This window comes from Anaerotignum lactatifermentans (assembly GCF_016902535.1).
Lineage (GTDB): Bacteria > Bacillota > Clostridia > Lachnospirales > Anaerotignaceae > Anaerotignum > Anaerotignum lactatifermentans_A.
On the sequence record NZ_JACSNY010000016.1, the window covers coordinates 1 to 25,029 of the forward strand.

General features: G+C 51.5%; 27 protein-coding genes and 1 pseudogene. 8 read left to right on the plus strand and 20 right to left on the minus strand.

The features are described from left to right. Positions 1–154: 154 nt before the first annotated feature. On the plus strand, positions 155–388 hold the full coding sequence (locus tag H9X84_RS10660; protein ID WP_205134339.1) for a hypothetical protein: 234 nt from the start codon (positions 155–157) through the stop codon (positions 386–388). 46 nt (positions 389–434) lie between these two features. Here H9X84_RS10660 and trmB read toward each other — a convergent pair whose 3' ends face one another. From trmB to H9X84_RS10675, 3 genes are all read right to left on the minus strand, one after another. Beyond that, positions 435–1,085, minus strand: coding sequence for a tRNA (guanosine(46)-N7)-methyltransferase TrmB (gene trmB / locus H9X84_RS10665; RefSeq protein ID WP_205134338.1), 651 nt, complete (start codon positions 1,083–1,085; stop codon positions 435–437). Between the two features lie 80 nt (positions 1,086–1,165). Continuing rightward, a complete protein-coding gene (locus tag H9X84_RS10670; protein WP_205134337.1) occupies positions 1,166–2,350 on the minus strand; it encodes a hypothetical protein in 1,185 nt (394 codons plus the stop codon). A 170-nt stretch (positions 2,351–2,520) separates the two neighbouring features. Further along, complete coding sequence (locus H9X84_RS10675) at positions 2,521–2,985, minus strand: CYTH domain-containing protein (protein WP_205134336.1); 465 nt, start codon at positions 2,983–2,985, stop codon at positions 2,521–2,523. A 128-nt stretch (positions 2,986–3,113) separates the two neighbouring features. On the opposite strand from H9X84_RS10675, the gene H9X84_RS10680 reads away from it, so the two are divergent. Continuing rightward, positions 3,114–3,668 carry a DJ-1 family glyoxalase III gene (locus H9X84_RS10680; protein ID WP_205134335.1) on the plus strand — a complete coding sequence of 185 codons (555 nt, stop codon included), beginning with the start codon at positions 3,114–3,116 and terminating at the stop codon, positions 3,666–3,668. Here H9X84_RS10680 and H9X84_RS10685 read toward each other — a convergent pair. Continuing rightward, the gene (locus H9X84_RS10685; protein ID WP_205134334.1) at positions 3,637–4,053 is read right to left on the minus strand and encodes a hypothetical protein; all 417 of its coding nucleotides are present in this window, start codon (positions 4,051–4,053) and stop codon (positions 3,637–3,639) included. The two genes, H9X84_RS10680 and H9X84_RS10685, sit on opposite strands and share 32 nt — an antisense overlap. Before the next feature lie 90 nt (positions 4,054–4,143). Between H9X84_RS10685 and H9X84_RS10690 the strand changes: the two genes are divergently transcribed. Continuing rightward, entirely contained in the window at positions 4,144–4,665 is a 522-nt protein-coding gene (locus tag H9X84_RS10690) for a DUF6648 family protein (RefSeq protein WP_205134333.1), read from the plus strand. A gap of 55 nt (positions 4,666–4,720) precedes the next feature. Here H9X84_RS10690 and H9X84_RS10695 read toward each other — a convergent pair whose 3' ends face one another. Then, a complete protein-coding gene (locus H9X84_RS10695) occupies positions 4,721–5,584 on the minus strand; it encodes a MurR/RpiR family transcriptional regulator (RefSeq protein ID WP_205134332.1) in 864 nt (287 codons plus the stop codon). A gap of 207 nt (positions 5,585–5,791) precedes the next feature. Here H9X84_RS10695 and H9X84_RS10700 point away from each other — a divergent pair, with 207 nt between their 5' ends. From H9X84_RS10700 to spo0A, 3 genes are all read left to right on the plus strand, one after another. Then, positions 5,792–6,292: a COG2426 family protein gene (locus tag H9X84_RS10700; protein ID WP_243423740.1), complete on the plus strand. Its 501-nt coding sequence runs from the start codon at positions 5,792–5,794 to the stop codon at positions 6,290–6,292. A gap of 23 nt (positions 6,293–6,315) precedes the next feature. Then, positions 6,316–7,188: a 16S rRNA (adenine(1518)-N(6)/adenine(1519)-N(6))-dimethyltransferase RsmA gene (gene rsmA, locus H9X84_RS10705; RefSeq protein WP_205134331.1), complete on the plus strand. Its 873-nt coding sequence runs from the start codon at positions 6,316–6,318 to the stop codon at positions 7,186–7,188. A 485-nt stretch (positions 7,189–7,673) separates the two neighbouring features. Continuing rightward, the gene (gene spo0A, locus H9X84_RS10710) at positions 7,674–8,468 is read left to right on the plus strand and encodes a sporulation transcription factor Spo0A (RefSeq protein WP_205134330.1); all 795 of its coding nucleotides are present in this window, start codon (positions 7,674–7,676) and stop codon (positions 8,466–8,468) included. A gap of 60 nt (positions 8,469–8,528) precedes the next feature. Here the strand turns inward: spo0A and H9X84_RS10715 are convergent, their stop codons facing one another. The 11 genes and pseudogenes from H9X84_RS10715 to H9X84_RS10760 form a co-directional block, all read right to left on the minus strand. Then, positions 8,529–8,816: a Nif11 family protein gene (locus H9X84_RS10715; RefSeq protein WP_205134329.1), complete on the minus strand. Its 288-nt coding sequence runs from the start codon at positions 8,814–8,816 to the stop codon at positions 8,529–8,531. A 68-nt stretch (positions 8,817–8,884) separates the two neighbouring features. Further along, positions 8,885–10,936: a ferrous iron transport protein B gene (feoB, locus tag H9X84_RS10720; protein WP_205134328.1), complete on the minus strand. Its 2,052-nt coding sequence runs from the start codon at positions 10,934–10,936 to the stop codon at positions 8,885–8,887. Next, a complete protein-coding gene (locus H9X84_RS10725) occupies positions 10,937–11,161 on the minus strand; it encodes a FeoA family protein (protein WP_205134327.1) in 225 nt (74 codons plus the stop codon). A 197-nt stretch (positions 11,162–11,358) separates the two neighbouring features. After that, positions 11,359–12,213, minus strand: coding sequence for a two-component system regulatory protein YycI (locus H9X84_RS10730; RefSeq protein WP_205134326.1), 855 nt, complete (start codon positions 12,211–12,213; stop codon positions 11,359–11,361). Between the two features lie 24 nt (positions 12,214–12,237). Beyond that, the gene (locus tag H9X84_RS10735) at positions 12,238–13,641 is read right to left on the minus strand and encodes a hypothetical protein (RefSeq protein ID WP_205134325.1); all 1,404 of its coding nucleotides are present in this window, start codon (positions 13,639–13,641) and stop codon (positions 12,238–12,240) included. A gap of 29 nt (positions 13,642–13,670) precedes the next feature. Further along, entirely contained in the window at positions 13,671–14,105 is a 435-nt protein-coding gene (locus H9X84_RS10740; protein ID WP_205134324.1) for a hypothetical protein, read from the minus strand. A 148-nt stretch (positions 14,106–14,253) separates the two neighbouring features. Then, positions 14,254–14,736 carry a sensor histidine kinase gene (locus tag H9X84_RS13475; RefSeq protein ID WP_420360569.1) on the minus strand — a complete coding sequence of 161 codons (483 nt, stop codon included), beginning with the start codon at positions 14,734–14,736 and terminating at the stop codon, positions 14,254–14,256. A gap of 45 nt (positions 14,737–14,781) precedes the next feature. After that, positions 14,782–16,014, minus strand: a pseudogene (locus tag H9X84_RS10745) (histidine kinase dimerization/phospho-acceptor domain-containing protein); the annotation flags it as partial. A 48-nt stretch (positions 16,015–16,062) separates the two neighbouring features. Beyond that, positions 16,063–16,755, minus strand: coding sequence for a response regulator (locus tag H9X84_RS10750; RefSeq protein ID WP_205134322.1), 693 nt, complete (start codon positions 16,753–16,755; stop codon positions 16,063–16,065). Between the two features lie 305 nt (positions 16,756–17,060). Continuing rightward, positions 17,061–17,501, minus strand: coding sequence for a MarR family winged helix-turn-helix transcriptional regulator (locus tag H9X84_RS10755; RefSeq protein ID WP_205134321.1), 441 nt, complete (start codon positions 17,499–17,501; stop codon positions 17,061–17,063). Then, complete coding sequence (locus H9X84_RS10760; protein ID WP_205134320.1) at positions 17,498–18,712, minus strand: MFS transporter; 1,215 nt, start codon at positions 18,710–18,712, stop codon at positions 17,498–17,500. Before H9X84_RS10760 ends, H9X84_RS10755 begins: the two co-directional genes overlap by 4 nt. Before the next feature lie 144 nt (positions 18,713–18,856). Here H9X84_RS10760 and H9X84_RS10765 point away from each other — a divergent pair, with 144 nt between their 5' ends. Then, complete coding sequence (locus H9X84_RS10765) at positions 18,857–19,291, plus strand: MarR family winged helix-turn-helix transcriptional regulator (RefSeq protein WP_205134319.1); 435 nt, start codon at positions 18,857–18,859, stop codon at positions 19,289–19,291. A gap of 178 nt (positions 19,292–19,469) precedes the next feature. Here H9X84_RS10765 and H9X84_RS10770 read toward each other — a convergent pair whose 3' ends face one another. From H9X84_RS10770 to ispE, 4 genes are all read right to left on the minus strand, one after another. Continuing rightward, complete coding sequence (locus H9X84_RS10770) at positions 19,470–20,807, minus strand: glucose-6-phosphate isomerase (protein WP_205134318.1); 1,338 nt, start codon at positions 20,805–20,807, stop codon at positions 19,470–19,472. Between the two features lie 48 nt (positions 20,808–20,855). Continuing rightward, positions 20,856–21,962 carry a G5 domain-containing protein gene (locus tag H9X84_RS13330; protein WP_205134317.1) on the minus strand — a complete coding sequence of 369 codons (1,107 nt, stop codon included), beginning with the start codon at positions 21,960–21,962 and terminating at the stop codon, positions 20,856–20,858. 173 nt (positions 21,963–22,135) lie between these two features. Next, entirely contained in the window at positions 22,136–22,810 is a 675-nt protein-coding gene (locus H9X84_RS10780) for a GntR family transcriptional regulator (protein ID WP_205134316.1), read from the minus strand. Then, entirely contained in the window at positions 22,807–23,709 is a 903-nt protein-coding gene (gene ispE, locus H9X84_RS10785; RefSeq protein ID WP_205134315.1) for a 4-(cytidine 5'-diphospho)-2-C-methyl-D-erythritol kinase, read from the minus strand. Before ispE ends, H9X84_RS10780 begins: the two co-directional genes overlap by 4 nt. A 250-nt stretch (positions 23,710–23,959) precedes the next feature. Here ispE and ytvI point away from each other — a divergent pair, with 250 nt between their 5' ends. Further along, positions 23,960–25,027 (plus strand): sporulation integral membrane protein YtvI, encoded by a 1,068-nt coding sequence (gene ytvI / locus H9X84_RS10790; protein ID WP_205134314.1) that lies wholly within the window; start codon positions 23,960–23,962, stop codon positions 25,025–25,027. Positions 25,028–25,029: the final 2 nt, after the last annotated feature.

Genomic DNA, 25,029 nt, shown 5'->3' on the forward strand with positions numbered 1-25,029 from the left:
TTATAGTGGCTCATAGTTCCTCCTAGTTTAATGGATGTCTTTGCAAACACCATTTTACCAGAAACTGTGAGTCATTTTTACTTGTTGCACTTAGATTATAAATTCAAAATAAAAATAAAAGAAAAGGGGCTTGTTTTTTGAAAGGAGGGGTCTTATGTTCGGCATGACAAAATGCGTTACCATCTCCCATCCGCAGGAGCGGGAACGAATCATACAGCTTTTCACAGAGCACCAGATCGACTACAAGGTCAAAGGGGACAACGTAAACCAGATGGGGCCTCTGGGCAGTCCCGTCAACGTCAATTCCGTCCGCCTCAGCTACACTTTCTACGTCAAAAAAGACCAGCTGGAGGCGGCGCTGGCCCTGATCCAAAGAAACTGGGACTGAATACAAAAAGGCATGGAACCATCCGGCTCCATGCCTCTTCTTTTCTTTATTTTTTCTCATCCTCCATGCCGTATCTGGCTTCCAGCCGGTAAATGGGCATCCCCTGAGAGGAAAATTTCTCCTCGTATTCCGTCATAATATTCCCCTCAAAATCACTGTTGTGCAGATCCAGAGAAATATTGGACAGTTTCCAGTTGTCGGCGCAGAACTCGTTCAGGGAAAACTCAAAGAGGTTCCGGTTATCCGTCTTGAAGAAAATCTCGCCTTTTTCCCCAAAGGCCTCCCGATAGCTCTGGAGATATTCCCGATAGGTCAGCCGCCGTTTGTACATCCGCTTTTTGGGCCATGGATCGCTGAAATTCAGGTACAGCCGCTGGAACTCTCCCGTAGCGAACAATTCCGTCAGTTTTTTGGCATCGCTCCAGACAAAGGCCAGATTGGGCAGTTCCTCCTTGGTGCGTCTGGCCGCCACCGCCACCACGCTCAGCTGCCGCTCAATGCCCACAAAATTGATATGGGGGAAAGCCTCGGCGTTCTGACGGATAAAGCCGCCCTTGCCGCAGCCGATCTCCACATATATGGGATTATCGTTGCCGAAATACTCCGCCCATTTTCCCTTCAGCTCCTGGGCGTTTTTGATAACGTGGCTATTCTGTTCCAGTTCCGCCTCCGCCCACGGTTTTTTTCGTATTCTCATAGTCAGACTCCTTACTGTATACATCCTTTTCGTTCTATCATACTATCGAAACGAAAATCCCGCAACGCTTTTTTGGGAAATTACCGGGAAACCTTGCCGATCCAGTAGCCAAAGGCCGGGTCCTGTTCCATGGGACGGAACCATACCAGACCCAAAGCGGCGGCCCGCTTCCGGTCCTCCTCCCGGAACTGTTCCGGCAGCCCCAGCAGAAGGCCGTCTCCCTCGGCTCTGGCAATAAGATGGCGGTATCTGTGGCAGGCGGAAAGGAAAAAAATATCCCGGTTCCAGTAAAAAGGCCCCAGACAAAGAGCCTCTTCCGGCAGGATGCACTGCCACGCTTCTTCCCCGCCGAAGGGGTACAGAGTCTCATGTCCTTCCAGCAGCCAGCTTTCCTTTTGCGGCTGTTTTTCCTTCTCCTGTTTTTCCGTTTTCTCCTCCGGCGCTGTCGTTTCTTCCCCGGCATCCTCCTGCGCCTCGGCCTCTTTTTCCGGCGGCTGTTCCTCCGCCTCTGCCGGTACCGTTTCCCCTACTGCTTCCGGCTCTTTCTCTTGCGCCGCCACAGAATGACTTCCTATTCCCAAGATCCGCTGGTTCTCCTCTTCCGTCAGCAGGCCCATTTCCGTCAGTTCCTCCATCTCCTGCCGGAACTTTTTCAGCAGATCACGAAAACTGCCGTGGCCTTCCATCATGCCGCCGTCATTGGCGGGCTCTTTCTTTGTTTCTGTCAAAACCTCCGTTTTTTCTTCTTTCCCCTGCTCCGTCAAAACTGACAGCGGCTGTTCCGGAACCGTTTTCTCCTCTTTGGGCGGGCACAGAACGGCGGCCTCCGCCGCTTTCAGCCCATCTCCCTGAGAAAAAGCCTGCCGCCATTCCCGTTTTTCCCCAAAGTAGGCCGTCAAGGGCGCCGAAAGTCCTCTGCCGTCCTCTTCCCTGGCCAGCACCACCACCGCGTAAACATCTTCCGCCTGACAGTCTCCCAGCCGGTCGGCGGGAAAATCCCATTTCAGCTCACCCTGTCCTCCGGGGCTGATGGGCAGTTCGCCGCCGAAAAAGGTCCGTGGCTGTCCGTCCTTTTCCGCCACGGCATATACGCCGTACCATCCCCGGCTTCTGGGCCGCAGTCCCTGGGCCGTGATATGCAGCCTTGCCTGTCCGTTTTTGATCTCCAGCACACAGCTGCCCCAGGGCGTTTTCTGCTGGAGGCCATAGCCCGCCGTCTCCTGCCGCAGCATCAGATATATCTTATCATACCGTCTGTTATACATTCCGCCGTCCTCCCTTTGCTTGTCTGTACCGCTACCATCCTATGCGAAAGGGGACAAAAAAAGAACCGCACCGGCGGGCTTTCCGAAAACCGCCGAAATAAAAAAAGGCCAACATCCTTTTTAAACGCAGGGATGTCCGCCTTCTTTTCCATGAAACAGCCGGGGAAATATCATTCCTTTTCCTCCGGAATGCCGTACAAAGCCAGAGCGGTATTTTTATAGGCCTTGTCCATGGTCACATCCTTCCCGAACCACTGGGGCGGCACAAAGGCTTTCGCCTCCTCCATGGACGTGAACTCTACTTCTGTGGTCGTCAGCCCCAGGAGAGGGCCCTCGTAGATATCCACCTCCGCCGTCAGGCCATTCTCCAAAGGCACCAGATACCGCCGTTTTTCCACCGGCGGCGTTTCCGCCTTTTCCAGCAGCTTTTCGTATTCCTCCCGGGACAGGGGCAGCTCAAATTCCTCCTTGGCCATGAGCCCCTTTCCCTTCACCGTCAGGATAAAATCCTGATCCTGTCTGCGCAGGCGAATGGTAGGGGACAGACTGATATAGCACTGGCTGATCTGATGACTGGGATATACATTCAGGGAAAAAGGTACTTCCTTCGTCAGAAATTTCCGTTCAATCTCCATGGTATCTCCTCCTTTTTTGTCCAGCATACCCCGCCCGGCGTCCTCTGTCAACTGTCCCGCCCTTGATAAATGCAGGATTTCGGCATATAATACAGATAAATACAAATCCACACAGGAGGTGTTTTCCTATGAAAAAGGCATTGATTTTTCTGGCGGAGGGCTTCGAGGAAATGGAAGCCGTAACGCCTTTGGATCTTCTGCGCCGTGCCGGCGTAGACGCGAAATTCGTTTCCCTGAGCGGCAACTTGATGGTCACCGGTTCCCATGGCGTTGCCTATCGAGCTGACTGCCTCTTTGACGTAAAAGAAGCCCAGACAGCGGATATGCTGATTCTGCCCGGCGGTATGCCCGGTTCCGTACATCTGCAGGAGGATGAAACCCTGGGCAAACTCCTTTGCCAGTTCCATGAAGAAGGCAAATTCGTATGCGCCATCTGCGCCGCCCCCATGGTTCTGGGCCATCTGGGCATCCTCAAAGGCAAAAAAGCCACCATTTATCCCGGCATGGAGGACAAGCTGCTGGGCGCAACCCCTGTGGCAGAGCTTGTCTGCACAGACGGAAATGTCGTTACCGGCAGAGGCCCCGGCGCCGCCGTTCCCTTTGCCCTGACGCTGGTTTCTCTTCTGGAAGGCCCGGAAAAGACAGCCGCTCTCAAAGAGAGTATTGTGTATCAGACAGTCTGATGGCGGAAAAAAGCAGCGGCAGCAGGGAGGAAGGAATCTGTTCCATCCCGGTCTTTTTTGCCGCCGCCTGCACCACGCCGATCTCAATATCATAAATATAAGAGACTTCCTCCTGGGTCAGTGCCCCTCCCAGCCCCACAAACAGCTGGCGGCGGAACATCTGGCACAGGGGTGAGGTCCCCTTTCGCATCAGCCGCAGAAAATCCTCCCGGCGCACCGGCGTATCGCTTCGGCCTAAAATCTCCGCCGCTTCCTGCGATGAGATGCCCAGAACAGCGGCGGCTTTTTCCATCGAAAAAGACCGGCGTGCCGTTTTTAACAGCAGATCCGCCGCGGCGATCCCCGGCTGTATCCGTTTTTCGTAGTAATCCAAAAATGTTTCCATAAGCAGTGTTCCCCCTCTTTGTTCTAGGGCTATTGTAACAGCCCGCCGAGGGGCCGCGCCACAGGGAATGGATGGAAGGAAGGCAGGACCATGAACGCGATCCAGAAATATTTTAAATACCGTCAAAGTCTCATCGACCAATACGCCAAGGGAGACATGACCAAGCGGGAATATCTCCAGCGCAATTATGAAGCGGTGATCTACGGCGACATCGGCCCCTTCCATAACATGGATACGGTGGAAAAGGCCCTTTTCAATTACCAGTATTACAACGCGCTGGCAAAAGAAATGAAAACCGTCAGCACCACCCGGGACATGGACTATGAGCTGAAACGGGATTATATAGAAAAAAGCAATTATTATTACAGCAAAAAGGACAAGGCCACTCTGACCGCTCTGCGGATGCTGGATTTTCAGGGCGTAGAGGCCTATTTTATCAAAATCCGCAGCAAATACCTGAAAGGAAAGCTCTTCGAGATCGTCATTCCCGAGGAGGGCATCATCCTCCACTCCACCAGCACGCTGATCCTGAAATGTCTGCGGGAGGAGGGCGTATTCCACGAGGAAAGCAGGAAATCCATCATTGATGATTATGTGAATAGAAGGTATTAAAAAAGACCGGTGTCTGCCTTGTGGGGAAAACATCCGGTCTTATTTTTCGCCTTGCTCAGAACAGCCCTACCTTCGACAGATATTTGTCGATGAGCTGCAATTTCGCCTCTGTGGAATAGCCCATTTTTTTACTGATAAAGGAGCAGAGCAGCTCCATGGTAAACAGTACCGCCACATAGGAGTTAAAGAAAGTATTGCTGTCTACGCTGACCGTCAGCAGCTGGGTAGCGTACTTGGCCAGAGGAGAACTTGCCTTATCCGTAATCAGCACAATCTTGGCCCCCGCCTCATAAGCCATCTGGGCCGCCAGCAGGTCCATTTCCGAATATCTGGGAAAGCTGACGGCAATAATGCAGTCGTTTTCCGTAATATCACACAAATGGTCAATGACATTCAACGCCGGGTGAGAGGTTTCGTATACATCCGGCAGAAGGTGCTTCAACAGCAGCAGCATCATATCCCCCACACAGGAATTGGCACGGGAGGTGACGATAAACTTCCGCTTGCTACCGGTAATCAGTCCCGCCGCCCGCTCGAAGGAAAGGGCATCATTCTGATTGACGCAGGATTTCAGATTCTGGAGCACATTGGAGAAATAGCTTTCCATAATATTGCTCTGGTCCAGCTTGCCGATACTCAGCTTCAGACGCTCCGACGGGATGGTGATATTATCGGATACACTGTTGATCCGCTCTGTATAGGTCTTGCGGATGCTGCGCTGGAAATCCATAAAGCCGGTATAGCCCAGAGTTCTGGTAAAGCGGATTACGGAAGAATCACTGACATGCAGACGTCTGGCGATCTCCGTAGAGGTAATAAAGCAGGCCTCCGCGAAGTTATCCAATATAAATTCCGCGATGAGCTTCTCCTTTTTGGTCAGTTTCACGCCCATTAGCTGCGCTCTTAATTCTTCTGTCATCTCCAACTCCCCTTCTTTCTTTCCTCATACCAAGGACATTATTACTATCATTTAAACACACTCCCTCTTTCTTTTCAAGAGATACCGCAAAAATGCCCCTATTTTCTGAAATAAATACATTCGTAAGAAAGGAATTGTTGTTTCCCGCGGCATTATCGTATATAATATTGCAGTAAATAGAATCTAAAACATAATGGAGGAGATCCTTTGGCTGAAACGATTGCAAACTGGTTTGTAGTAAATTTTGAAGGCACCATGGCGAGGGAACTGATTGTCTTTATCGTCTCCTTGCTGCCGATTCTGGAATTACGAGGCGGCATTATTGCCGGCTTTGCCATGAATATGGAATGGCTGCCTACTTTTATCATCGCTTATATCGGCAATATCCTGCCCATCCCCTTTATCCTGCTTTTCATCCGCTATATCTTCAAACTGCTGAAGAAAACACCTCTCCACGGCGTTGTGGAATGGTGCGAAACCAGAGCGGAAAGAAAAAGCGATACCATCCGCAAATACGCTTACTGGGGCGTGTTCCTGTTTGTGGCAATTCCCCTGCCGGGCACCGGCGCGTGGATGGGGGCCCTCATCAGCGCCCTGCTGAATATGGACCCGAAAAAAACCTTCCCTGTTATCATGCTGGGGGTACTGACGGCAGGCATCATTGTATCCGTACTGTCCTTCGGCGTGCTGGGCAGTCTGGGCATCTAAGTAGTTTGTAAGGAGCGAGCATCATGGCAGAACGCATTTCCACCCCCTCCCGGACGAAAGAGATCATCGAGGAGAACGGGTTTTATTTCAAAAAGAATTTCGGGCAGAACTTCCTCATCGACAGCAACATTCTGGACCGCATCGCCGACTGCGCCGGCGTCACATCCGAGGACTGCGTACTGGAAGTAGGCCCCGGCATCGGCAGTCTGACTCAGGTACTGGCGGAGCGCGCCGGTTCCGTCACCGCCGTGGAGATCGACAGCAACCTGATCCCCATACTGGCAAAAACGCTGGCGGACTATGACAACATCGAAGTTTTGAATCAGGATATCCTGAAAACGGACATCGACGCCATCATCCACGAAAAAAATCAGGACCGGCCCATTAAGGTAGTGGCCAACCTGCCCTATTATATCACCACCCCCATCATCATGGATCTGCTGGAAAACGAGCGGAAGGTGGACAGTATCACCGTCATGGTGCAGAAGGAAGTGGCGGAACGGATGCAGGCAGGCCCCGGCGACAAGGAATACGGCGCCTTATCCATCGCCGTCCAGTATTACTGCGACGCCCATCTGGATATGATTGTGCCCCCCTCCTGCTTTATGCCCCGGCCCAAGGTAGCCTCCGCAGTCATCACCCTGAAGGTGCTGCCCCAGCGCAAAGTGGCGGCAAAGGATGAAAAAATGCTGTTCCATATTGTAAAATGCGCCTTTGGCCAGCGCAGAAAAACACTTTTGAACTGTCTGTACAATCAGGGCGGCCTGAATCTGTCTAAGGAGGAACTGGCAGAGGTCCTGACTTCTCTGGGCTTTGACGAGCGCATCCGGGGTGAGGCGCTGTCCATCGAGGATTTCGCCAGACTTTCTGACGCCCTTTCTCAGAAAACCCAATAAAAAAACTGTCTTCCTTAGGGCATCTTCATAAGAAAACAAATATTGCCGGAATCCTTATAAAAAAAGGAATTCCGGCAATTCAATTTTGATCGGAATTGTTTTCTTCGGGGGAGATTGCTTTTCGTGGGAAGGTATTTTTTTGACCTTTTTCGCCTGCCGCCCCTCCGCCCGAAAAACTTTTCTTCCTCCTTCTCCTCCTTTCGCCAAATCCAACCTGCCGCGACAAAATAACACAGCCTTCGCCCGGACATCAGCCGCTCTTTTTTGCCCTTTTTCCCGTCTCCCCCCGACATTCTCCCACAGCCTTTGACAAAGTTTCCCAATTCCCGCGAAAACCGCAAAATATCCTGTAAAATCAATGGTTCTGCCCGGGGAATTTGTCTGGCGAAACCATATTGTCAGCCCCTATCGCCTGTACTATAATCAACCCAAAAGCAAGTATTATTTCCATATTCATTCATTAAACTACAAGCGGAGGGATTATTTTGAGCCAAAATACGATTAAAGTGCTGTTTGCCGATGATAATAAAGACTTTTGTGACATCGTTGTCAGCCATTTGAATAAACAAAACGACATTCATGTAGTAGCCGTTGCCGTGGACGGCATCGACGCCATGAACAAGATCCGGGAACATAAGCCGGATGTCGCCATCATCGATGGCATCATGCCCCGTCTGGATGGACTGGGTGTACTGGAGCGTCTCCAGAAAAACCCGGATATGCACCAGCCCATCACCATCATACTATCGGCCATGAGTCAGGAAAAGGTTATCCAGCGGGCGCTGGATCTGGGAGCAGGCTATTACATGGTCAAGCCCTTTGATCTGGAATCTCTGACGGAACGCATCCGCCAGCTCATGCAGGAAAAGCCCGTTATCAAACAGGGCGGTTCCTTTTCCGCCGTCAATCCCGTTTCCTCGTCCTCCTTCGATCTGGAAACGAGAGTCACCAATATCCTTCATGAAATCGGCGTTCCCGCCCATATCCGGGGCTATCACTATATGCGGGAGGCCATCATCATGAGCGTCAACGATATGGATGTACTCAACTACATCACCAAGGAGCTGTACCCTTCCATCGCCAAAAAGTGCAACACCACGCCCAGCCGGGTAGAGCGGGCCATCCGCCACGCCATCGAAGTGGCCTGGAACCGGGGCAAGATCGACGCCATCGACGCTCTTTTCGGTTATACCATCAACAACCATAAAGGCAAACCCACCAACAGCGAATTTATTGCCCTCATCGCCGACCGTCTCCGTCTGGAACAGAAGGCAGGCTGAGAAGCAAAAAGGCGCGTGCCCTCCTGTTTTCCGGAAGACACACGCCTTTTTTTGTAGGATTTATGATTTTTGCGCCAGAGCTTCCAGGGAGGCAAAAAACAGATCATAGCTGTCCTCCCAGCCCTCTAAGGGATAGCTTGCGCCGCCATTGCAGCTTTTGAGCAGATTGGAGGCATATTCCTCCCCTTCCCCGAACAATTCCCCTACGGTAATGGGGAATCCCATTTCCGTGGCCAGGGTACACAATGCCTGGGCCGGGTCTTTTTCTTCTCTGGTGGCGAAAATCCGCTGGCGCAGTGCCGCGTCCGTCCCTGCCGCCTCCAGCAGTTTCCATAACATCTCGTTCATAGCCTCTCCTCCTCTTTTGTATAAGTCCTGATAGATCTATCTTACCACAGTTAACCATAGATTTCCATTTAAAAGACAAGAGAAAACAAAACACATCCTCCATGAACGGCCATACAAAGGAGCATCCCCACCAGAGTCGGCAGGCAGAAGGCCACCGCCATCCAGAAACTGCTGCCCGTTTCCTTTCGTATGGTCCAAAGGGTAGTAGCGCAGGGGAAATGGTTCAGCGAAAAGATCACGGCGCAAAGGGCCGTGGCCCAGGTCCAACCATTGGCCGCCAGCAAAGCTCCCGCCTGGGCCGTTCCCGCCTCTGTCAACATCCCTGTCTGGCTGTACACCATAAACAGTATGGGCAGTACAATTTCATTGGCGGGCATCCCCAGCAGAAAGGCCGCCAGAATCACGCCGGACAGCCCCATAAGACTGCCCAGCGGGTCCAGAAAGTCCGCCAGCAATCCCAGCAGCGTAGCATCCCCCAAAGAAACATTGGCGCAGACCCAGAGAAAGGCCCCCGCCGGCAGCGCCACCGTCACCGCCCGCCCCAGTACAAATATGGTCCGATCCAAAAGACTGCGCAGCAGCACCTGCCGGATCTGGGGACGGCGATAGGGTGGCAGTTCCAGCACAAAGGCCGAAGGCGTCCCCTTCAGCAGGGTCCGGCTGAGGAAAAAAGACACCGCCAGCGTCACGGTCACTGAGAACACCACCACAGCGCAGACAGCCGCGCCCCCAAGGAACGGCAGGCCCGCCGATAAAAAAATAGAGCAAAGCAGAATAATGGTGGGAAATCTGCCGTTGCAGGGCACAAAAACATTGGTCAGTATGGCGATGAGCCGTTCTCTGGGCGACTCTATGATCCGGCAGGCCGTAACACCGGCGGCGTTGCAGCCAAAGCCCATACAGAGGGTCAAAGCCTGTTTTCCATGGGCTCCGGCCCGCTGGAAAAAGCCGTCCAGCAGAAAAGCGATTCTGGGCAGCAGTCCCAGATCCTCCAGCAGCGTAAACAGCGGGAAAAAAATCGCCATAGGCGGCAGCATCACTGCCACCACCCAGCTGAGGGTCAGATACATCCCATCCATCAGCAGGCCTTCCAGCCAAAGAGGTGTTCCCAGCCCTTCCAATCCCTGTCGGAGCCAGCCGCCCAAAGTCTGAAAGCCGGACATGAGCCAGGAAGAAGGCAGGTTAGCGCCCGCCACGGTGATCCAGAACACCAGTGCCAGCAGCAATCCCATCCAGACGAAGCCCAAAGGGCTTTGCAGCAGCAGCCGGTCCAGCCGATGGGTCAGATCCCCTCCGGACACCGTTTCCCGGCGGCAGACCTGCCCGGCGATCCGTTCCGCCTCCTCCAGAAACCAGGCCGCCTGCTTTCTCCGCCAGACTTCCACGTCATCCTCCAGAAGGGTTCCGGCCCCTTCCGACAGATACATCCATTCCAATATCTCGGCCGGCTCTTTGCCCTGTGCCATCATTTCCTCGTAAAACTCCGCACTGCCCTCCAGCACCTGACGGCAGAAGATCTCCCGGGGAAGACGGCCTTCCGCCCCCTCCGGCAGGCTTTCCCGAAGATAGTCCAAAGCGGGTTCTCCGCCGTCCTCCCCTGTTTTCTCATAAAAAAAAGAGAGGCTCTCCGCCCTGCGGCAAAGACTGGCTTTCAGTTCCTCCAGTCCCTTTCCTTCTCTGGCGACAGTTTCCACCACCGGCAGGCCTGTCATCGCCTCCAGACGTTCTCTGGATACACAGATTCCCTGTTTTCTGGCCTCATCCACCAGATTCAGACAGAGGACAACCCTGGGGTGGAGCCAGGCCGTTTGCAGCGCCAGCGGCAGATTCCGTTCCAGACTGCCTGCGTCCAGCACCACCAGCACCACATCCGCCTGTCCGGAAAGCAGGAACCCTTTGGCATAACGCTCCTCCGCCGAATCGGAAAACAGGGAATAGATCCCCGGCAAATCGACGATCTGCGCTTCTTTCCCCTCCAGCAGGCACCTGCCTCTGGCTGTGCCTACGGTCTTTCCCGACCAGTTGCCTGTATGCTGCTTTAATCCGGTAAGGGCGTTAAAAACCGTGCTTTTCCCCGTGTTCGGATTTCCCGCCAAAGCCACGCAAAGTCCTTTCTCCATTCACTCCACCACCCTTATGATAATCTGTGACGCGTCTCTGTCCCGCAGGGCGATCATCGTCCCTTTTACGCAGTAAACTCTGGTACCGCCGCCAAAACAGCCATACAGCGGCCGTATCAGACTGCCGCCGCAAAACCCCAGCTCCATCAGCCGCAGCTGCGCGCCATCCTCCACCCGGCACAGCTGCCCCAGAGGGACCTGGGCCAAAGTAATCTCTTCCGCCATTGTTTTCCCTCCCGGCTACGATCATGTTATGGCCAATATATGGGAAAAAAAAGATCCTGTGCTTTTCCTCTTTGTTCTTTTGGTGAAAAAAAAGAAGCCCGGAAAGCGGCTTCCTAAAAAAAATCAGGCCAGCGTCTTTGATAAAAAGACGCCGGCCATGTCAATTTTTTGAAAAAACTATCTGTTTTGGCTCCTTCTCAGGATACCACCTGACAGGTATAGGCATTGATGATATAGGGCGAATCCAGCTCCATGGTATCTATCCGATAGCAGGGCACCAGATTCAGCGTACTGCCGGAGACGGATTCCGTCTGCTCTACCAGGTCATACCCCAGCTCCATGCGGTTAACGGTGATCTCACCTTTTACCGTCTCCTCCTTCAGCGTCCGCATAAACGTCAGCAGGGCTTCATCCGCATAGAAGATATCCTTTTTCTCTCCCTGTTCTCCGGTGACCTGACCATAGGAAAATTCCACGCGATAAATCCCCTGGGCACAGACATAAACCCGGAACCAGTTGGAAAATATAAAATGACTCTTATATTTCTGGTAAAACTCCACGCAGAAGCCATCCTCCGTATCCGCCACATCCGCCGAGACAAAATCAGGGAAGGCATCTTCGATCCCCTCCATATATTTTTCCGCGATCTGTACGGCGCTGCCCCGGTTGGTCTCTCCCCGTCCCGGTTCCACATCGGAAAAGCGCAGCACGCCATTGAGGCCTTCCAGAATCAGCTCTAGGCTGTCACTGCGGTAAACCATAGAGGTCTTTCCCGGCACCACAATGGTTTTCTCTCCCTGAAAGAAGATCTGCTCCAGCCGCTCCTTTGTATAAGAGGGCACCGTCACCGAAAGCCGGCTCATGGGCTGCGTCTCTGTGATGAGGTCTGTATACATTGTGATCCCATTTCTGGAAAGGACTTCAAAAATAGCTCTTTCCTGAGACGCCGTCATAGCGCCTGCCCGTTCCTGCTGATAGTTCAGTCCTGCCAGACAAACATTCAGCAGAAGCAGCAGCACGATCACAAATTTCTTCGCTCGTCCCCATTCCATAGACCGCCCTCCTTTCGTTTTTTTCTATTCCTGGATCTCCGGCGCTTCCTGCCAGGTCTCTATCATAAACAAATGGTCATACAGATTGACAAACCATTTCAGTCCAATATTTTCCGTATCCTGCGCATAATATCCCAGTACAATATTCTGCACATTATCCACGATCCGCTCTTCTACCTCTTCCTGATAGGTCCGATTGGCTTCATCCAGCGCGTCAATAAACTGCACGTTCAATGCCGCCGTACGGTCCTCCGCCACATAATCCACCGCGTAGCGGCGGTATTTCTTCACGGCCTGTCCACGGACTGTAATCTCAATGGCATGGTCCATATCTATTTTTTCCCGGATCTCATCGGAAAGATAGACCGGCAGATTCCCCGCCACATAATCAAAGCAGTATACCACCTGATTGCCCTGCTGGATGATATCGGAAAGATAAACATCCGTGTGCAAAGAGGTGTCGTTGCGCATAAAGTTACAGCTGATCTGATAGCCCTCTGCCAGGGACGCCTGGTTCTTGTCGGTGCCGTAGGTATCATAGCTGTAATACTCCAGCACCCGCTCACCGGGGTAATATTTTACCACCACAGAGCTGTCACTGAAGGCAAAGTTTCCATATTCGTCCCGGCTGCTCCAATCCGCGGAGAAATTCTTGAAGAAGGCCTCCACGCTGTTTTCCAGAGTCATCCTGCTGACCGCGCCCTCCTGCTCAAAGACGGGAGACTGGCGCAAAGTCGCGTAAGTATAGGGCAGCTGTGCCCACTGGGGCAGGAACAGATTCCGCTTTAACACAGAGGATGTAGTCTTTTGTCCCGTAGAGATATAGACCATATCGTCCTCGCCCTTTTGCAGTGCCTCGTAAAGGCTGGCCGAAGTCTTGCTTTTGGTACTGGTAAACAGCAGGTATTCGTTATTTTCCGAATTAACGAAATACACACTGCTCTTCTCCCCGCTGACCTTTCCCGGCACAATGGTAATATAGTCAAAGGCCTCCAGCTCCTGCGCTCCCCGGACATTCCGGTAACCGGCCAGATATTCCTCCGTAGACAGAAGGAAATCATACTGGAGTACCAGACACCGGCTTTGCAGGATCTCCTTCCAGTCGGCGTCTCCTGTTACGGCATCGCCGGAACTGCCGGAAAGGATCTCGCTCATGGTAGTATTGGCCATGGTCAGCAGGGTACTGCTGCCCACATCATCGGGGTAGTATACACTGAAATTGGAACCACCGTCGCCTACGGCATAACGGGTCGCCAGCAGTACCTCCCCATTGGCCTGATCCTCTTCGTTATTTTGAGAAAGACTCTCTAAAATGGTATAAAAAAAGTTATGGCTTGTTGTTCCCTGAAGCCATAACTCTCCTGTCTGATATACAGCGGTTATGACCAAAACAACAATGACAAAATTCGTGATTTTGTATAATTTCATTTGATCTCACCGCTTCTTTATTTTATTTTTTAGTAAACCGTGCCGGGCAGAGCGATCATACTCTGCAATTCTTTTTTGATCCTCTGGGAGACCCGCTTGATGGTCACTGTATCAGAGGACAGCTCATAACCGCTTTTCTCCGCCGTCAGGGTCACATAATTGTATCCCAGCGCCAAATCAATGGTAGCGGAAAAAATCCCCAGAGAACCCACGGTCAGATCCTGATACTGGGTCTGGACCATATCCCCGCCAGCGTTTTTCCGGCTGACGGAAACACTGATCTGTGTTCCCGGCTTCGCTTCGCCGTAAATGGTGCGCTGGCTGTCAAAGGTAGACTCTGTTTCCCAGCTTTCCAGATTCAGCCCACTGCTGACCGTAACGGGAGTTTCCGCCGCGAACGCGCTGACGGGAGAGAGACAGATCAACGCCGCCAGAAGCATTCCTATAATTCTTTTTCTTTTCATCTCTCTCACCTCCTTACCGGGAATTTCACACTACATTTCTATTGCTCCTTTATTATACACTGGAAATATTACAGAACCGTTACAAAGGACTTACAGTTTGCTAACACATTTTTCCTGTTCTCCTGCGGTGTATGGGAGAGAAAAATTCTTAGGCACCTGCGTCCTCCTGTTCGTATTCCAGCACCGGGCGTTCCTTAGGGAACCACATGGTCATGGTGGTACCCTTGCCGTATTCGCTTTCCGCCGTCAGCCTGCCGCCGTGACTTTCCATGATTTCCTTGGCAATGGCCAGCCCCAGGCCGGTGCCGCCCATGGCACGGCTGCGTGCCTTATCCACACGATAGAACCGTTCAAAGATTCGCGGCAGATCCTCTCTGGAGATACCCATCCCCGTATCCTTTACGGAAATCTTGTAATAGGTATCGTCCTCGGAAATATAAATTTTGATCTTTGCCTGATCCAGACTGTATTTGATGGCGTTGGTAACGATATTGTTCACTACCTGGCCCACCCGGTCTCTGTCGCCGAAAATGATGACTTCCTTCTCGTAGGGCTCAAAGGTCAGTTCCTGATGCTTCGCCTCGGCATGGATCTTGTTCTGGCGCACCATTGTCTCCAGGAACTCGTTCATGTCGATCTCGGAAATAGACAGACGTACCTGCTTGTTGTCAAAGCGGGAAAGCTGCAGCAGATCCCGTACCAAAAAGGCCATACGGTCTGCCTCGCTGTCCACAATGGCCAGAAATTCCATGGCCGTTTCCCGATCGTCGATGGCGCCTTCCATGAGGGTTTCTGTGTAGCTCTTGACGGTGGTCAAAGGCGTCCGCAGCTCATGGGACACATTCGCCACAAATTCCTTTCGCATATCGTCCAGCTTTTTCTGCTCCGTAACGTCCTGAAGTACCACCACAACGCCGTCGATTTCCTCTTTCGCGTTGTAATAAGGCGAGAAGATGGCGTTGAGGAACTGTTTTTCCACAGGGAAGGTCACCTTTTTCGAAGGCTCGTTGCCCATATCCAGATAAACACCGGAATTGATGTCGTACTGCCGGATAAAATGGGAAAAATCCATATCCAGCTTTTCCACCTGAAGCATTTCCTCCGCCGCCGTATTGGCCAGCATCAGATCGCCGTCTTTGTCAAAGGAAATGACACCGTCACTCATATTATGCAGAATAATTTCCAGACGGTTCTTTTCCTTGGAGATTTCCCGCATATTCTTGCGCAGTTCCGCCGCCATGTTGTTAAAGCTGCTGGTCAGCTGGCCGATCTCATCGGCACTGCGCACTTTCAGGCTCTGATTCAAATTGCCCTCCGCCATATTTTTGGCGCCTCTGGTCAGGGCCAAAATGGGCCCCGTCAGCGTCTGGGCGAAAACATAGCCCATGATGGCCGCCAACAGCAGGGCAATGGCCACCGCCGCCACAATGATCTTTGTGGTCTCGTCAAGGCTGCTCTGCATATCGCTGGCATCCAGCCGGGTATAAATAATATACTGTATGCTCTCATCCTCACCCCGGATGGGTACGGCGTAGCTCATCCATTCCTTCAAAAGGCCAAAGGAGTCCGTGCTCTTTTTGCCTGTGGAAAAAGAGGCCGCGCCATTCATCCCGGAGATGATGGCCTGATCCGTATACTGGGGATAGGGCGCCTGAAGCGCCGTTGTGGAAGCGATGGTTTCCCCCTGGGCATTGAGGATATTGCCCTGAATCCCCACGGCATTGGTCACCGTCAGCTGGAGGGCATCCTGGAACCGGTCTTCCTCTACGCCCTCGATGACCTGCTCCTGAATTTTTTCCGCGTACAGCTCCAGCTGTTCTCTGGATTTATTCACTTCGATATTTCTGAGGCTCAGCAGGATATAAGTCCCGCTGACGATCATAACGATCAGCACCAGTCCCAGATACATGATAATCAATTTCCATTTAATGCTGCGCAATGGTCCCCACTCCGTTTATCAACAATCAAAATAATAGCCAACGCCTCTTTTGGTCAGGATATAAACAGGTTTGCCGGGGTCATCCTCGATTTTCTCCCGCAGTCTGCGGATGGTTACATCCACAGTCCGCACATCCCCGAAATATTCATATCCCCAGACCTTCTCCAGCAGTACCTCCCGGGAAAAGATCTGGCCCTTCTGCTGGATCAGGAATTTCAAAAGCTCAAATTCCCGCAGCGTCAGATCCAGTACCTTATCGCCCTTTTTGACCTCGTAGCGGTCCGCGTTCAGGGTCAGTCCGCCCACCTTAGAAACATGATTGTCTGTGCCGCCGGCCTCCTGAAGCGCCGCCACTTTGCGCAGATTGGCCTTGACTCTGGCCATCAGTTCCCGCACACCAAAGGGCTTTGTCACATAGTCGTCGGCCCCCATTTCCAGCCCCAGCACCTTATCCACTTCCTCGGCTCTGGCCGTCAGCATAATGATGGGGGTATGCTTTTTCTCCCGGATCTTGCGGCAGGCCTCATAGCCGTCCATTTTCGGCATCATGATATCCAAAAGGATCAGGTCCGGGTTTTCCTCAAAGGTCTTTTTTACCCCTTCCTCGCCGTCAGCGGCGGTGAGGACCTGATACCCTTCTTTTTTCAGGTTAAAAGCGATGATATCCACAATATTTTTCTCATCATCTACGATCAATACTTTTTTGTCCATTCTTCCGATACTCCCTTCAGAATCAACTTTTTCCCTAAATTTTATTATACTAAAGCCAGAGAAAAAAGTAAAGGAGACCCGTCTTTTCCCCTTCGGAAAAAGACGCCGGAATTTCAGGCACCTTCATAAGAAAACAAAGATTGCCGGAATCCTCTTCGTTGCAAGGATTCCGGCAATTCCATTTTGCTTGAAATTGTTTTCTTAAAGGGGAAACCGTTTTCGGCGCCATATTTTAAATACAGTTTTTTGATTGCAGAAGGAAGACCTTAAAGGTTCCATTTTTGATTCCGCTACATGTTCAGTCCTTACGGCATCCCCTTTCTTTTATGGAGATTCTCCAGAGCCTTTTGCAGCAGTCCTAAAAACTGCGCCGTCTCCTCGGCCGTCATCCCATACAGAAGGATTTCCTCCGCCTGTTGATCTATCCGCTGAAGTTCTTCCTCCAGAGACTGGCCCTTTTTTGTCAATACAATAATCCGCTTTCTAAGATCCTTGTTATCGGTGCTCCGCTCCACCAATCCCTTTCTTTCCAGCAGTTTAATGATTTTTGATATTGTGGGTTTGGAAAGGCGCAGCCGCTCTATCAAATTTCCCGCCGTTACTTTTTCATGTGGGTGCCGCAGGATATATTGAATGATTCCCGATTGACTGGAGGTCAGATCTATGGACTGCATCTTTTGATTCCGAAGCCATGTCACGGCGTTTCCAAGCTGGATCAGCAGTGTGCCCGCGTTTTCTTTCTTCATACGCTTTCCTCTGCCCTTCTCATCTGCCCGTTATCATTTGCCAAAAAACATGCCTTTCTCCCACGATAATACCGGTCTGTATAGACCGCATACACAATACCACCCACAATATAAGCCGCCGCTGTCAGCGCAAAGCCCTTCTGCAGGCCAATGGACTCCTGCAAACATCCCATCAGCAGAGAGCCAATCCCAATGCCAATATCATAGGAAAGCAAATAGGTGGCATTGGCGACACCCCTTTCCGGCGCCGGTGTGGTCCCTGTTACGAAGGACTGGAACAACGGCTGGACAATGCCGTATCCCAGACCAAAAAGGAACCCTGCCGCCAGCATATGGATTCCCGTAGACAAAAACAAATAGCTGGCCATCGTAAGAATCAGAAGTACCAGACTGACATACACCAGAATACGGTGTTTTCCGGCATCAATCATTTTTTGCGTGGATAATTTGGAAAGCAGCATCCCAATAACAAGGCAGATATAAAAATAGGGCAGCACCGACATCAGATTCTTCTCCTGTGCCAAAATGGAGGAATACGCGATCACGGCGCCATAGGGAATCATCAGAAATGTCATATTTGCCATAAAAGGAAGTGCCGGCTTATGAATGGAGTCCCGCAGGGAAAATTTTTTCCGCTCCGTCCTGGGATAGCGGATCTTGCAGCAGGATACACACAGCAGCGCAATCAGGGCAATGGCGAAAACCGTCAGAAAGGATGCCTTACTGCTCAGACGGTTCTGCACCTGGATTCCCACATAGGGCCCTGCCGCCATGCCGATGGAAATGGTAAAGGCAAATCTGCTGATGCCTTCCGTAATCTTCGACGGAGGCAGCACATCCCCCGCCAGCGTCATTGTGGCGGAACCGCAGACAGAATATACCGCACCCATATATAACCTGATTATAATCAGAAGGCCGAATACGGGAAAAACGATAAATCCGGGAAAAGACAGGCAAAACAACGCCAAAAACAGCAAATATACCCGGTAACGATTAAAATTATCCAGCAAATACCCTGCCACCGGACGAAACAGAATCGTGGAAATGGACATGGCCGTCAGTACCATACCCACCTTCGAACCGGTAATGCCGATTTCCTGGCAATAGACGGGAATGATGGGGATTGATGCGTAAAATGCCGCCAAGACCAACAGGTTGGTAATAAACAGCAGTATAAAATTTCTGTTCCATATTTTTTTCGCTGGTTCCATATAAATACATCTCCTTTGGTTCTTTAAAACTAGTGGCAACTGCCACTATTTTTAATATAGCAAAAAAGGAGAGTTTCGTCAATATCCAGTTGCAACTGCCACCAGTTTGGAGTATAATTATTTCGAGCAAAGGAGGTTTTCATAATGCCCGATATTACAAACAGTCCCTTTAAATCCGTTTCTATCTTATACCGGAAATCGCATATCTGGCTGAATAACGCCTGTTTACAGTATGGGCTGACAGCGGCGCAGGCGGTCGTTATCCTCATTATCTGCGACTTTAAGACGCTGACACAGGATGAGATCACAAAACGTCTGGCACTGGACAAAAGCGTCATCGCTAAGACAGTCACAAAGCTGGAAGAGCTTGGTTTCCTGGTCCGCTCCACCAACGCCAGAGACAAACGAACCTACGATATTTCTCCCACAGAAAAATCCTGGCAGATCTATCCGTTTATCAAAGAACAGATCGAAGTCAGCTTTCAGCGCATGACGTCCTCCATGACAAAAAAGGAACAGGCGCAGTTTCAGCGGCTGCTGGCAAAGGCGGCCGACGCAGCCATTGATTTTGGGGAATAAGCATCTCCCTAGGCCTCTCAAATAGAAAAAGGAGCTCTTTTCTCTAAGAAGGCTCCTTTTTTCCGGATATTTATAATAAAACAAAAAATCGCTGGAATTCCTTCCGTTCACAGGAAAGAATTCCAGCGGTTCTATTTTTTAGAAACCCTTTACGGCCCCTAAATCATTGTTCTAAAGATCAATCCGCCAGACGTTTCTCCAGCGCTTCTTTCATGTCCTCATAACCGGGCTTGCCCAGCAGCGCGAACATATTTTTCTTGTATGCCTCTACGCCGGGCTGGTTGAAGGGGTTCACATCCAGCAGATAGCCGCTGATGCCTACTGCCTTCTCAAAGAAATATACCAGCGCACCGAAGTGCCATGCGTCCATGCGGTCCATTTCCACTACCATATTGGGTACGCCGCCGTCCATATGGGCCAGCATCGTGCCGGCAAAGGCCTTGCTGTTGACAAACTGCATATCTTTCGCCGCCAGGAAATTCAGGCCGTCCAGATCCTCTTTATCAAAGGGAACCAATACGGTGGACTTGGGTTCCTTGCACCACAGAACGGTTTCGAAGAAATACCGTCCGCCCTCCTGAATGAACTGACCAATGGAATGCAGGTCTGTGGAGAAGTTGGCAGATACAGGGAATACACCCTTGCCGTCCTTGCCTTCGCTTTCGGCATACAGCTGTTTGAACCATTCGCCGAAGGAAGTCATATGCGGTTCATAGTTTGCCAGAATCTCAATGGTCTTGCCCTGTTTGTAGAACAGGTTTCTTGCAGCCGCATACTGATAGCAGGGGTTCTCCGCCAGTTCCGGATTGCCGTAAGCCTCCATAGCCCACTGCGCACCTTCCATGACCTTGTCGATATCTACGCCGGCAACTGCCATCGCCAGCAGGCCTACTGCCGTCAGAACAGTGAATCTGCCGCCGATGTCATCGGGGATCACAAAGGTTTCATAGCCCTCTGTATTGCACATGGTCTTTAAAGCGCCTTTGGCTCTGTCTGTGGTAGCATAAATTCTGTCTGCCGCCCCTTCCTTGCCGTATTTTGTCTCCAGCAGCTGCTTGAAGATACGGAAGGCGATGGCAGGCTCCGTGGTGGTGCCGGATTTGGAAATGACATTTACGGAAAAATCACGATTGCCCAGAATCCCCAGAATATCATTCAGATAAGCGGAACTGATATTGTTGCCCACAAAATAGATATCCGGTGTGGATTTTGTCTTATCCTCGTTATAGAAAGGGGATTTGATGAAATCCAGCGCCGTTCTGGTGCCCAGATAAGAACCGCCGATGCCGATGACAATCAGTACCTGGCTCTGCTTCTGGATCTTTTCCGCCGCCTTTTTGATCCGGTCAAATTCTTCCTTGTCGTAAGCCTGGGGCCAGTCCACCCAGCCTACGAAATCGTTTCCCTTACCTGTTTTCTGATGCAGGTCAAAATGCGCCTTGCGCACATCCTTGCGCAGGGCAAGGATATCCTCTTTTTTCAGGGCGTCGCCCTTCATGGAAAATGTAATGCTCATAGCTAACTCCTCCTCTTTTTCTTATGTTGTCCCCATATTTTCATTCTATTACAAAGTACCCCTTACAATGATCTCCGGTACCGCCTCGGTAATCACTTCTTTGGATACTTCTTTTTCCTCTGTAATAAAGCCATTGATGCGGGTAATCTGGATGGTGCTCTTTTTCTGGCCGTCCTTGCCCTGCTGGATCACCTTCTGGTAGGAAGAAGGCTTTGTATTATCCTGCTGATACTCATAGGTCTTTTTCTCCACTGTGGTCAGCACCTGTGTTTCCACGGATTTTACGGAAACCATGGGCTCATCCACAATGACATTCAGCACCTGCCCCACATAGATAGGGGTAGAAACGGTCATGCCTTCATTGGCCGCCAGCAGTTCTTCCGTGGTCATATCATATTCCGCGGCGATCTTTGCCAGACCGTCTCCCGTCTGCACCGTATAGGTCTGGGTCACAGGTGTGGTGCCCGTCAGCACATTCAGCGCCTCCTCTACGGACAAAATCTCTTCCGAATCCACAAACTGGCTCTGGATCTCCACTGTTTCCACAAAACTGATCTCCGCGTTGGAGGTTTCGTCCTGCGGCAGATAAGGCTCCTTCAGCTGTTCCAGTACCTGCTCCGCTTCCGTCTGTGTCGCCAGAGGCGTTACAGCGCCGCCGTCCACAAAGATCACAGACGCCTGCACCTTATAAGTAACCGCGTTTCTCAGCTGGGGCAGCAGGTATTCCATAGTGCAGACCTGGCTTTTTTTGTCTCCGCCGATATGTATTTTTTCTACGGTAATGGTCTCATTGATCTGTACCGCCGTTCCTACGCTTTCGGCCAGCTGGGCCTCCAGCGTTTCCTTCAGTTTGGTATCTGTAATGGAGGTATCTTTCAAGATCCCCATGCTCTGGTCCGCCACAAAGACCTCCACGCCATTTTTCCGGAAGCAGACAAAAAGAACCACAAGAACCACCACTGCCGCCGCCAGAATCAATGTCTGTTTCGGCGAAAGCCGCTTGCCGCCGCCTTTATTGGCCGCAGAGACACGCCTCGGTTTTTTCTCCTTCCCCTTTTTTTCCTTTTTCCCGGAAGTTCTGACAGGCTTTCCGCCGCCGTAGGGTACTCGTTCCTCCCGTTTGGGGAACAGCTCTTTTTTATTTCGATCCGCCACCGTGACGCCTCCCTTCGAATGCAACATACTATATAAATCACTTTTTATTTTATGCCATCCCTTTGTGGATTGCAAGCAAAAGAAAAACCCTGTAAAAAAACTGTAATTTTTTCTCTGCCAGTATGCAAAAAAACAGGGCCTTCCCTTTTCGGAAAGCCCCGTTGGTTCCTTTTTTATTTGCTGCGCATGGCACGCAGGATAAATTCTGTATGATATTTGACATGACCCTGCGCCAGTGTCATGCCTTCCTCCGCCTCATGGTTCTCAATGGCCCGGATAATGCCCTTATGGTGCGCGATAATAGCCGGGATAGAGGAATCCAGCTTCAGATGCGCCATACGGTAGCGGTACAGCTGAATCTGCAGGTTGGTGCTAATCTGGATCAGCTTATCGTTCTCGGAAGAAGCAAAGATCATCCGGTGGAATTCCTCGTCGATCTCGGCGATCTCCTCCAGCGCCTTATCCGCCACCGCTTTTTCAAAGCGATCCTCCAGCGCCTTCAGCTCCGCCAGCTGTTCCGGCGCCATTTTTTTGCAGGCCAGACTGGTAGCCAGCCCTTCCAGAACGCCTCTGACCTCCAGAATATTGATGACATCTTTCTCACTCATATCCAGCACCTGGGCGCCTTTTCTGGGCACCAGTTCCACCAGGTTTTCCAGTTCCAGCATCCGCAGCGCTTCTCTGACGGGGGTACGGCTCACGCCCAGCTTTTCCGCCAGCTGATTCTCCATGAGACGCTCGCCGGGCTGCAGCTTGCCGGTCAAAATGGCATCCCGAAGGGTATTGAAAACTACGTCCCGCAAAGGCAGGTATTCATTGGAATTGATATTGAATTTCGTATCCATCATTCTGTTTTCTCCTTTCGTCCTGTCCCACGGCCAGCGTGGTAGATCTGTGTGGCAAACACATCTTTTATGGAAAATTGCTTTCTGACTTCTCTGGCTGCCTTTTTCGCAGTTTCTTCCTCTGTAAATAAAGCAAACACCGTTGGTCCGCTGCCGCTCATCAATGCGCCGGCGGCGCCTTTTTCCAACAGCGCCTTTTTGATGCTTTCGATCTGCGGATGCATGGGAATGGTTACCGTTTCCAGCACATTACACAGCAGTGTACCCATTTTTTCCACATCTCCCGCCGCCATGGCCTCGATCATGGCCTCGGTATCCGGGTGCTCCTCCACCTGGTCCCAGCGCAGGCTCTGGTAAACCTTTGCTGTGGAAACGCTGACCGGCGGCTTTACCAGCACCACATAACAGAAGGGGCAGGGCGGCACAATATCTGTCAGTTCCTCGCCGACGCCTTCCGCCAGTACCGTCCCCCGGCGCACACAATAGGGAATATCCGTCCCCATGGTCAGCGCCAGTTCCTCCAGTCTGGACAGAGGAAGCCGCAGTCCGAACAGCCGGTTCATGCCTACCAGCACAGCGGCGCAGTCGGCGCTGCCGCCGGCAAGTCCAGCCGCTACGGGAATTCTCTTATCAATACTGATCTCCACGCCTTCCTTCAGGTCATAAGTCTCGCGCATGAGCGCGGCGGCCCTCCAGGCCAGGTTTCGGCTGTCTGTGGGCAGCCAATGCACATTGGACGTCAGGCGGATCTCCGGTTCCGGGATCTTTTTCATCCGCACACCGTCGTAAAGGCCCACCGTCTGCATAATCATCCGCAGCTCATGATAGCCGTTGTCCCGCTTTCCTGTTACATCCAGCGTAAGATTGATTTTTGCCCTTGCTTTTAATCTGATTTCCTTCACAGCGCACCCTCGTTTTTTCTATACTGTATACAATCTTTTTTCTATTGTACCTGAAAACGGACAAAGAAACAACCGCCATGTTACACAAAAAAACCGGCCCACCTCTTGCATAATCTGCCGAAAAATCCTGAGATCCGCCCAAAATCCACGCCGATTTTCTTAATTCTTTTGAAATTGCAGAAAAAAGGATACGCATTTTCCACAAAAAAGTTTATAATGAAAGCAACGACAACAGAAAGGAAGTGACAGTATGGATGATTTTTTCAGAAAAAATAAACGGCGTCTGTTCGATCTGACGATCCTTTCCGGCGCCATTCTCTTCTGCTTTCTGTTTTTCCGTTATCTGTTTCCTATCCTGCTTCCTTTTTTCGTAGGCTGGCTGCTGAGCCTGCTGTTCTGCCCTCTGGCGGACCACCTCCAGCAAAAAGGGGTGCCCCGGTGGATTTCCGCCTGGCTGTGCCTGTTTCTGCTGTTTGGGGCCATCGCTCTGTTCGGCCTGCTGATCGGCAACCGCATTGAGGCACAGGCAAAATCTCTGGTAACGGTGCTGCCCCATTACATCGAATCTATCCAGGCGGCCACAGACCGTATCTGGGACCATCTGGATGAGCTGCGGCAGACCTTGCCCGGTTCTATCCAGCCTTATCTGGAAAAAGTCCAGAGCAGCCTGACTTCTGCGGCACTTTCTCTGGTTCAGAGCGGCTCCTCCTCGCTGACGGGCGTGCCCAATTTCCTGCTGGGGCTCATTGTCGCTTTGTTTTCCGCCTACTTCTTTACGAAGGACCGGGATCATATTTACGCTTTGGCCAATACCCATATCGCGCCTTTGCTGGGCGGTTCCCTGAACCGTACCAGAAAGGAACTGAAATATTCCCTCTGGGGTTATGTAAAAACACAGCTGATCCTGATGATCTATACCTTCGGTATCTGCATCATCGGTCTGATGCTGCTGCGTTCCCCCTATGCCCTGCTGTTGAGCGTCATCATCGCCATCATTGACGCCCTGCCCTTCTTCGGCAGCGGCTTCATCCTCTGGCCCGGCGCTCTGATCCATTTGATTCTGGGGGACACCAGGCTGTGTATCGGCTATCTGGTGATCTATGCCGCCGTACAGGTCATGCGGCAAATTATGCAGCCCAAGATCCTGGGGACCCAGATCGGCCTGCATCCCCTGCTGACGCTGTTCTCCATGTATTTCGGCTTCAAGTGCATCGGCTTCTGGGGCCTGATCCTGGGACCCATTATCGCCGTACTGCTGCGGGCTTATTTCCAGACCAGAAAAAAGGAACAGCAAGCCGATGAAAAAACTACTCCATAAAA